This window comes from Bacillus sp. AFS041924, from assembly GCF_002577195.1.
Lineage (GTDB): Bacteria > Bacillota > Bacilli > Bacillales > Bacillaceae_G > Gottfriedia.
Genome location: NZ_NULG01000096.1, coordinates 1 through 9,910, shown reverse-complemented (window position 1 = coordinate 9,910; position 9,910 = coordinate 1). Strand labels below are relative to the sequence as shown.

Annotated in this window: 6 protein-coding genes and 2 pseudogenes; 3 read left to right on the top strand and 5 right to left on the bottom strand. The window is 32.6% G+C overall.

The window, feature by feature from the left end:
- From COC46_RS17010 to COC46_RS17000, 3 genes and pseudogenes are all read right to left on the bottom strand, one after another.
- Positions 1–627 (bottom strand): annotated as a pseudogene (locus COC46_RS17010) (protease inhibitor I9 family protein); the annotation flags it as partial.
- A gap of 1,072 nt (positions 628–1,699) precedes the next feature.
- On the bottom strand, positions 1,700–2,941 hold the full coding sequence (locus COC46_RS17005) for a helix-turn-helix domain-containing protein (RefSeq protein ID WP_098811110.1): 1,242 nt from the start codon (positions 2,939–2,941) through the stop codon (positions 1,700–1,702).
- 804 nt (positions 2,942–3,745) lie between these two features.
- A pseudogene (locus tag COC46_RS17000) lies at positions 3,746–4,198 on the bottom strand (transposase); the annotation flags it as partial.
- Positions 4,199–4,498: 300 nt separating this feature from the next.
- Here COC46_RS17000 and COC46_RS16995 point away from each other — a divergent pair.
- The 3 genes from COC46_RS16995 (at position 4,499) to COC46_RS16985 (ending at position 8,377) form a co-directional block, all read left to right on the top strand.
- Complete coding sequence (locus COC46_RS16995) at positions 4,499–4,978, top strand: hypothetical protein (RefSeq protein WP_098811109.1); 480 nt, start codon at positions 4,499–4,501, stop codon at positions 4,976–4,978.
- A 713-nt stretch (positions 4,979–5,691) separates the two neighbouring features.
- A complete protein-coding gene (locus COC46_RS16990; protein WP_141550929.1) occupies positions 5,692–6,921 on the top strand; it encodes a DHHW family protein in 1,230 nt (409 codons plus the stop codon).
- Between the two features lie 28 nt (positions 6,922–6,949).
- Positions 6,950–8,377, top strand: coding sequence for an MBOAT family O-acyltransferase (locus tag COC46_RS16985; RefSeq protein WP_098811107.1), 1,428 nt, complete (start codon positions 6,950–6,952; stop codon positions 8,375–8,377).
- 170 nt (positions 8,378–8,547) lie between these two features.
- On the opposite strand, the gene COC46_RS22830 is transcribed toward COC46_RS16985, so the two are convergent.
- Positions 8,548–8,676, bottom strand: a complete 129-nt coding sequence (locus tag COC46_RS22830; protein WP_255294948.1) for a hypothetical protein — start codon at positions 8,674–8,676, stop codon at positions 8,548–8,550.
- Positions 8,677–8,816: 140 nt separating this feature from the next.
- Positions 8,817–9,910, bottom strand: a 1,094-nt coding sequence (locus COC46_RS16980) for a translocation protein TolB (protein WP_255294947.1), incomplete at its 5' end; no start/stop codon positions are given.

Here is a 9,910-nt window from a genome sequence, read left to right as displayed (position 1 = left end):
TGTTCCATCTATTCCTAAACCCCAAACATCAGGCGCTCCAATTTTTTCAAGGCCCCATTCTACATTATTAGTCGTTGGAACAGCAGCTTCAGTAGTTTTTGCAGGTTCAATTAACTTTGTAATGCCATTAGGTTTGATACTTTCAACCTCAGGCATAGCCGCTATGTTTCTCATCACTTCCTCTGTTCCTGTAACTGCCATACCATTTACGATATAAAACGACTCAAAATCCTTTACATTTCCATTAAGCTTTTCTTTTTTAATATATTCCTTCAAATTTCTCTGTGATGAATCTGATTTAATTCTTAATTCAGAAACGATTGATGAACGAACGACTAACTCTTTTTTTACATTTGATAGTTGCTTATTCTTAGCCTTAACGTCATTAGCAACCTTTACTGTATCTACCTGATCCTTAAATTTTACAAGAAAGGTAGCTTGAGAGTTATTTGCAAATTCTTTTTTAAGTTCTGGACTTATTTTATTCTCTGTTACTTCTTTATAGCTTGTCACAATATTGTCCTTTGCATAAGCCTTAGCATAATTTCCAGCTGGTGCAGCAAATGAACTTACTGTAAGTAGTAAAGCTGTCGAAAATGCACTCAATTTCTTGGTGATTTTGATCATGTTTATGCCTCCATATTTAGATTGAATTTACCTAACTAATCCTTTTCCTCCTTTCCCTTAACTGCTTGAACCTATTAACTTATAAAATAGGTTTTGCGATGAGTCTTACAACATTAACTGCATGTTCATCAATTAGTGAAGCAAGGATATCCGTGGATAATGTTACAGCCAGTAACGTCTTCAATTTCTTTTTTTACCAAACATCCTCCTAGTGGATCTAAATTAAGATACAAATGTTAAGAAATATCTTAAAGTATGATTCATAGTTGAATAGGGTAAATTTAAAAGATTGCTAACAAGATGAACGGGACACCTCCTAAACCAATTACCGATTCTGTGTTAGAGTTATGTAGTTTCTAGCTGTATATGAAATGAATAGGTAACATTGAATTTTAAAAGAATTATATAATTGCTAGACTAGGGTGACAAATGGGGTTTTAAGGGGCGTACGACCTACTTCTTTACAATTTTTTAATATTTTTTAATATTACGACATTACAAAAATCTATATTAATATTACGATTAATATAGATTTTGACTTAGGCTTATAATTCAATAGATTGACTTGGGGTTATAATTAAAATTGTTGACAATTAAGGTATTGTGTGTGTTCAAGGGTATAAGAAGTGTAAATACGGAGCATTGGAAAGTATAAAAAAGAAGAGAGGATGCTTTTTTCCGCGTGAAAAACATCTTCTCTTCATAAACGAGTATATAGGTGTTGTTACCACATATTTTTAAATCTTTCGGTGCCGTTTCATGAAGAGAACGCTTCCGCTTTTCTATAGACTCTTTTTTCATTAATAGTTGTTTTTGACTATAAAGTTTGTCCGCCGATTTCAGCTACAGGCACTTACTTTCCACGGGGAGGGATAGAGTTCCTCAGCGCTACCGTCTGCGGGGTGATATGATCCCTGACGTGAAGCATTTAGCTAGTTTTACTATTTCCCGAAGGAGTAAAGTGCCTACGCTACAATCAACTCTCATGATTAAAGCTACAAACTTTTTGAAATCAGCCTTTCTTTTTAATGCACTTAGTAACAAGACTTCCTTAAAAGTATTAGTTTAAAAATCAAGCAAATTTATCGTTTCTACGGTATTTTTCCACGAGATACACTGCGTATTGATTTGCTTCTTCGACATTGCCTTTTTCCATATGATAGTCGAACAGCTTTATCGCATAATGTTCAAATAAGCGAACATGTGCCATTTTCTGATAATAAGGAAATGCTTCTTTTTCAAGGTAATGGTAGTAAAGCTCTTTTTCGTTTTGAAGATTATATTTATGTAAATAGAAGAAATGTTTATAGATTGGATCTGTTATTTCTTCAGAAAGAGCAATACCCTTTTCGACCAATTGAAGCATTTCTTCGGATGATTTCAATCCTTGTTTCGCTAATGCATTTATATAGCCTTCCAAAGAGGCTATATGAAGGGCCGTATGAGGGTCTTCTATGTCCATAGATTTTTTATAGTATTCACAAGCTTTATCATAATTTCCTTGACGAACTTTCTGGTATGCGAGATTATGTGACAACAATGCTCTTTGATGGTCTAATCCAATGTTTTCGGTCATCTCGATTAATCTTTGATATTCCGTATCTTTTGGATCGGAACACTCGTCCCTCTCTACTTGGATCAGCATAAGCATTTCTGCTTCAATCATTCGCGTAAGACTACGCACTTCTGTGAAAAAGCGCAAGGACTTTTCGGCAAAATAATAAGCCAATACTCTTGAGTTCAGAGAATGATAGGCAAAAGCCAAATGATAATAGTACTCTTGGTTGTTGTAATAGGTTAGATCGATTCCTTGAAAATATGAAATTGCCTTATAATATTCTTTATTTATCAATGCATAGATCCCTTTAATGTGAAGAAGCATGTTTTTTTCATATGGTGAAAGATTAGACCATTTATCCATTTCAACAATTAGAGATGTAGCTTGATGCGCCTGCCCTAACAATAAATAATATCTTGCGAGTACAAGCATATAGGAACGATAAATAACCGGCATTTGTAGGAGAGGAATAGCCTCTAATTGTTCCTTAATTATCTTAGCCTTACTTTTCAATTTTAAAATGATCGAATCATGCCATTTTTTTAAAAGGGAATCTAGGCCAATGTAAGTTTCAATTTCCGTTTCCATATCAATGCAAAGTCGCTTTGACAGAAAGTCTATCGTTTCTTTAGAAACCTCTGTTAATCCTCGTTCAATTTTGCTAATGTGTGTACTCGAACAGATGCCAACTCCTAAATCCTTCTGCATCATGCTCTGACGTTCACGATAGAATTTGATTATTTGCCCCTCAAGCATGATGATCACCTCACCTTATCCCAACAATATGAATTTTTGGTTCTTATTTTACGAAAGAAAACCCCACTCGAAATAATACAATTGAGTCTCTATGATTAAAAATAGCACAAAGAGAAACAGCTGTACCTAACCATTTTCTTCCAATTAACGACTTCAGACTCAATGGTGTTTGTTGGGAATATTAATCAGATTGTCGATGTATTATTAAAAAGCAGTTTTGATGGTGCTATTCGTGCAGTAGAACATGCGATTCTATCTGTTATTCCTGATGCAATTATTTACGATGCGCGTGATATTTCAGGATTTTCTTACTTCAGGCTTCCCTTTTAGTCTTGGAATAACCTTTACGGGTATACCTGCTAGTTTTCTTATTTCCGCTGCCAGTTCATTGGCTCTAGCTACTAATTCAGGTTTCATTTTTTTGCCCTCTTCAATAAGTAGCTGTTATTTCATTGATCATTTTAGCTATTTTAATTACCCCCTTCAAATTATGTCAATATTAGAAATGGAAAATTTCTTAAACTCTAGTCAGTTCAATCAAAAATCGTACTTGGAACTGTTTGAAGATAAAATATCCCAAGGTGATCTCATCTCGTATTAATTTAATATCCGCATTCTATAATTCATGATAAAAGTCAAATTATTGGAGAAAATCTAAAAAATTCATTAAAAAAATTACGCCTAAGGATCTGAACGTTCTAGTTAATCGCATCACTTGTAATATTAGAGGCGAAGTTACAATTCAATATAATTTTAGTATCCTTTATTATAAATGGCAGCGCCCAAATGGGCTTGCTGCCTTATTTTAAAATGAGTGCAATCAATATAAACATGTTCAGAACTAATTAATTTTTTCTCGGCCGCCAATTTTAAAATTCGAGAGTAAATCTGTTCAAATAAATCGGAATCTTGAAATCGACGTTCATAGTTTTTACTAAAGGTCGAAAAGTGAGTTACTGTATCATAAAATCCATAGCCTAAAAACCAACGATAAGCCATGTTTGTTTCCACTTCTTCAATTGTTTTACGTATGGAGCGAATGCCAAATGTATACTGAATAAAAGTTAACTTAATTAAAATAACCGGATCAATGCTTGGGCGTCCAACAGGAGAATACATGTCTTTCACTAAATCATAAATAAAAGAAAAATCAATTGATGCTTCTATTTTTCGGACTAAGTGATGATCGGGTACAAGTTGGTTGAGCTCGATCATTTCCAATTGATTTCTTTGAATTGAATGGTGTTTTGAAAGCATGCTTCTCACCTCAAGTAAATTTTACTAATTCTATTTTAAAACAAAAAAGACTGTAGGCAACATTCATTAAATGAACGTTGCCTACACGCTGTTGAAAAATAATCATGTCAACTAATTACCAAATTTTTGTGAATGTTGCCTTGTGAGGTTCTACAGAATTAATGTTGCCTTTCCCAAGTTTAAATCTTACCCCTATAAATACCAATATATATATCTATTAAAATTGTTTCAACAATATTAAATTTATGTTAATTTTAATATGTTAGTATATTTCAATAAAATCATCTAGGAGATTGCATTATGAATCGCTTTTATATGACAAAACCTTTTAAATTTTTTTTATTACTAAGTAGTTTTACGCTAGTTTTCGTTATTGCGCGAGAATCAGTTTCAGGTACAAGCTATGCATTTTCAAGTACTCAAGTAACAAGTGCCAATATTGTACAACGTGGAGGAGTAATTAGACTTAGTCCAAAAGGTGTATATTTACACGTTAATAGTACTCATCACAGTGTCGGTATCAAAAGTGTTAAAATAAATAATTCAGGAAACTTAGAAATTGCTACTGAATCCGTAGCACCTATTATTTCAATTAATGTTAGTCCTGACGAAACTTTAGCACAAAGAGGCGTAATTGCAGGTGCTAGTGTTGGAAACCAAACTACTATCATTAAATTTTCTAAAAATGGAAAGGCATTAAATTTAAAACGCTCATCAGACTACAATCTAATTGCTAGTGATGTGTCAAATATATGGGTAAGTTGGCTAAGTCATCAATAATTACTAAAAAAAACGTTCAAGATAGACTGCACCCATTAAAATCAATGTTGAAAAACCCATAGTTGGGCAACATTGATTTTAATGGGTGTTTCTTATTGCTAAAAAAGATCAAAAGTTTCATAAATATAGTTTGGAACAGTTATTTATCACTAGGTGAGTTACTTCATGTATGAAGCGTTTCTGTCAAACCTCCCCAGGTTAGTGCATACTCCTTCTTTCAAACCTACCTCGTTTGCTCTGTAGCATCTTTGGCAGTAAGGACTTTGTTTTCAGGACGAAAATTTGCTTCGCCTTCCTTCAGATTCCGCGACAAACGTTTGCCTATTTTATTTAGTTTTTATAACAAGCTCAGCCACACACTCGACATGATTGGAATACTATCCACTATAACGAATACACAAAAGGAATTAATTATTTCATTTACACACATAATAATGTAACTAGCGGTTATCCCGAATAAACATAACCCTTTTGTATCCATCACAAATATTCGACAATCTCAATAGGATCTATAATGTTTTTTAAAAAAAATATGTTTATATTGATAATATCCTTTACTGAATTACTGAACTCTTATAGAATAAAAAGGTTGTCTAATAAAAATTAACACAATTAATGTTAAGAGAACACTAATTGTGTAGGAGTAACTCTTGTAAAAAAATTAGGAGGGCTGTTGCTTTACAAACTAGAGTTACAGATTCTGATTGCAAAAAATGAAAAATAGTAAAGCAGCTAAGATGGAAAATTCTAAACTAAATGTTGGAAATATAATAATCGCACTATTCTTCTTTGGAATATTATTTGGTAGTTTAATTATTTCAACAATTATGCCAGAAAAGAAAATATCTGTAATTGAAAATAGAGATTTAGCACAAAAGCCTATATTTACTAGTGAATCATTTTTGAATGGTACTTATTTTGATAAATATGAAGCATATCATAGTGATCAATATCCTTTAAGAAATAAAATGTTAGAAGTAAATGGGCTTTTTAAATATAAAGTAATCAATCAAAAGGTTGCGGATGTAGCAGGATCAAAATATTATCGTTCAAATGATGGCTTCATCATCAATCAAGTAGTACCTTTATCTCCAATAAAATTAATTAATGAACTAGACGGCTTTACGAAAGAATCGACTAAATTAGGAATTGATGTGTTTTTTAGTATTATTCCCCATAAAACAGTTGTTTTTGAAAATGAACTACCTAACTATCTACCTAGCTATGGAAGAGAAAACTTAAAAGTTCTAAAAACAGCATTAAATACTGTTCCTTCACTTCATTTAATCGATGTATCAAAGGAAATAAGTAAGGTGCCAAAAGAAGAAATTTATTTTAGAAACGATCATCATTGGAATACTAACGGTGCTTTTATAGGATACCAGAAAATTATTTCAGAAATGAATAATGTATTCCCAGTAATCGGTGAGCCTATTCAGAAGGAAAGCTACAAGTTCAAACAACAATCAAAAGATTTTTACGGTTCATATGCTCGTTCTACAACATTATCGTTTGTTTCACAACCAGATCATATGATTATACCTACAAATAATATTATTTCCAAAAATATTCACTCATGTAATTCAAAAAATATATGCGAGGGACCTGTATTTGCAGATGACGCGCTAACAGATTCAAATCTATATATGAATCGATATGAATATTTCGGACAAAACAAACTCCTAACGAAATATAAGAATGATCATCCGATTTCAAATAAAACGTTAGTTGTTATTAAAGATTCGTATGCTTTACCGACTATACCTTTTTTAGCTCAGCATTTTAAAGAGTTATATGTTATTGATACACGATACTTTGCAACTTCCGCTAACTATAAAAATTCATCTGCATTTGAAATGGTTAAGAATTTTAAACCCGATGCAGTATGTTTCATTATAAATAGTTCAGCAATATCATCGAATATTACAGATTATATTAAATAAGATATTACTCCGGAAAGGATTATTTGGAATGGTTTTCAGTTCGACAGTTTTTATATTTTGGTTTTTACCAATAGTATTACTAATTTACTTTGTTATTCCTCGTTCAATAAAGAATTTTTGGTTACTATTAGCTAGTTTGTTTTTTTATGCTTGGGGAGAACCTACTTATGTATGGTTAATGATTTTCTCTATCATTATGAATTACTTATTTGGTTTAGCCGTTGATAAAAATAGAGAAAAAAAGGCAAAAATTAAATGGATAATGATTGCGATGGTTTCAAGCAATTTATTTATTCTAGGAATTTTTAAATATACAAATTTTATAGCTGACAATATCGAAAAGATAACGGGTATAAATATAGATATACCTATAATCCCTTTACCGATTGGAATCTCATTCTTTACATTCCATGCGCTTAGTTATGTAATTGATGTTTATCGCGGTGATAGAAAGGTACAAAAAAACCCACTAAATTTAGCATTATATATTACAATGTTTCCGCAATTAGTAGCAGGTCCAATCGTACGTTATCAAACAGTTGCAAATGAGCTTAATGTCCGAAAGGAAAATCTAGAATTAATTTTCTATGGAATTAAACGATTTATTATCGGTTTGGCTAAAAAAATGTTGTTAGCTAATACTTTCGGACAAATAGCAGACCAAATTTTTGCACAATCACCAGATCAAATGACTACTGGGATGGCATGGATTGGAATAGTATCTTATTCACTTCAAATTTTCTTTGACTTTTCGGGATACTCTGATATGGCAATTGGTTTAGGGAAAATCTTTGGATTCCATTTCTTAGAAAACTTTAATTATCCATATATCTCTCGTTCAGTATCAGAATTTTGGAGAAGATGGCATATTTCACTTGGTACGTGGTTTAGAGATTATTTATATATTCCATTAGGTGGTAATAGAGGCTCAAATTTAGAAACTTACCGTAATCTATTTATAGTTTGGCTTGCAACAGGTATCTGGCATGGAGCAAGTTGGACATTTATTGCCTGGGGCCTATATTACGGTTTTTGGATTGCCTTAGAGCGGAGTGGTCTTGGTAAATTACTTAATGTTTTACCTAAAGTAATACAACATTTTTATGCATTAATAATCGTCATAATTGGTTGGGTATTTTTCCGTTCAGAAACATTTTCTTACGCATTTGACTATATAAAAACAATGTTCGCCTTCAATGGAACTGGCCTATGGAATTCTTCAAATAACCTTTATGTATCTGAATATGGCTTATTATTCATTATTGCAATAATAACTGCAACACCTATTGGTAAAATGGTTACACAGAAATTAGGAGAATGGTTAACTTCAAAAAGTAAAATAGCATCTTTAGGCTTTCAGTTTGGAGAAGCAGGATGGTATTGTTTCTTGCTATTAGTTTCTTTATCATACGTAGTTGCAAGTACGTTTAATCCATTTATCTATTTTAAATTTTAATGTTTAATTCAAATTCAAAAAATTAATTATTAACAAAAAAATATAACATTATGACCCTATGTAACAAGGTTACATAGGGTCTCTTTATGGGATCATATTATAGTAAAATAATCGACGAATTATTTTTGTTTTTCAGTGAAAGTCCTATATCCACTACAAGGGAACGTAGACTACAATCCTACTATTTTAAACTCAATCAACGCCACATAGCCTAATAAAGTTACAACAAAGATTGTCCAGTCGCTCAGTTGGATAATCAGTTGAATTTTTCTAAGGGCTTTTGTTGGAAGCATTAGCACTTACTACTCCACCAGTAGTCATAGTCATTGGTCATCACCTTTCAGTAAACTCTTGTTGATAGCATAATGAAAAAAGCTACCTTCACCTTGAAGAATCGTAAATGTAGCTTAATTAAATTTCTATTAACAAATTCTTGACCTTATTTTGGATCATAAAAGACTGGAGCTGAATCAACGTTCTTAATCCATAAATGTTCTTTCCCAGTTATACCATCTTTCAACCATACATCACCCTTGAAATCCTTTGTTTTCCTTCGAAAAAAAGAAAGATAAGATTTAACTATTTGAGGATCTTCGTCAAGTTCATTCTTTCTTGGAAAAGTGATTTGTTGTTGCTCTCCTTTTCTTATGTTTATAGCATAAAGAGATGTGAACATAGTTGGTACAGGTCCTTCTTTCCACTCCTTATTCTCTTTCGAACGAGCCACAACTACCAAATCTTTAGAAAACCATTCTAGATCGAGGTCTACATACCCAGTTGGTGTGTATTCCTTTTGTTGTTTAGATGTTGGGATTTCAGCAATCGTCATCTTCTTGTTTTCAACGAAAAATCTTCCTTCTCCTGAAATATAGGCCAATTGATTGGCTAGAGGAGCCCACTTAAACCAGTCTTTATACTCTAACATTTTTCCCACTGATTGAAAGTGTTTTCCTTGTGATGATAAGACGCATAACGTATTGCTATCCGCTGACCAGGAAGCTGTAGGAGTAATTAAAAAGCTAACCCACTTCCCATCAGAACTCCACTTAAAATAATTAGCATCAATCCCAAACAAATCAGGCTCTTTAGTTCGAATAGTATAAAAAGGCTTTATTTTATCTTTAGCAAGATTTGCATCTACTGGGATTCTATAAATCGGGATTGGGCCCCAACCAGTAGGACGTAAGCTGGATTGTGAGGCAACGATAAATTCTTTCCCGTTCGGAAACCATTCAAAACCACTAACCCCAAGTGAGACATTTTCAAACCCCTGTGGGCGACCGTTCTTTATATGAGTAACGTTTAATATACCTTGATCATTGTATGCTAGTTGATTATTTATCGGTGACCATTTAAAGTCAGAGGTTACGACCTTTATATAAGGTTGGTAGCTTTCTTTTTCGTTTGTATCATAAATAAATAAATCCGATTTTTCTCCCTTCTCATCACCATCGATATAACCAATAAACCGACCGTCATATGACCATTTCTGATTATACACATATCGATTCTGTGTAAGTTGTATTTCTTGAT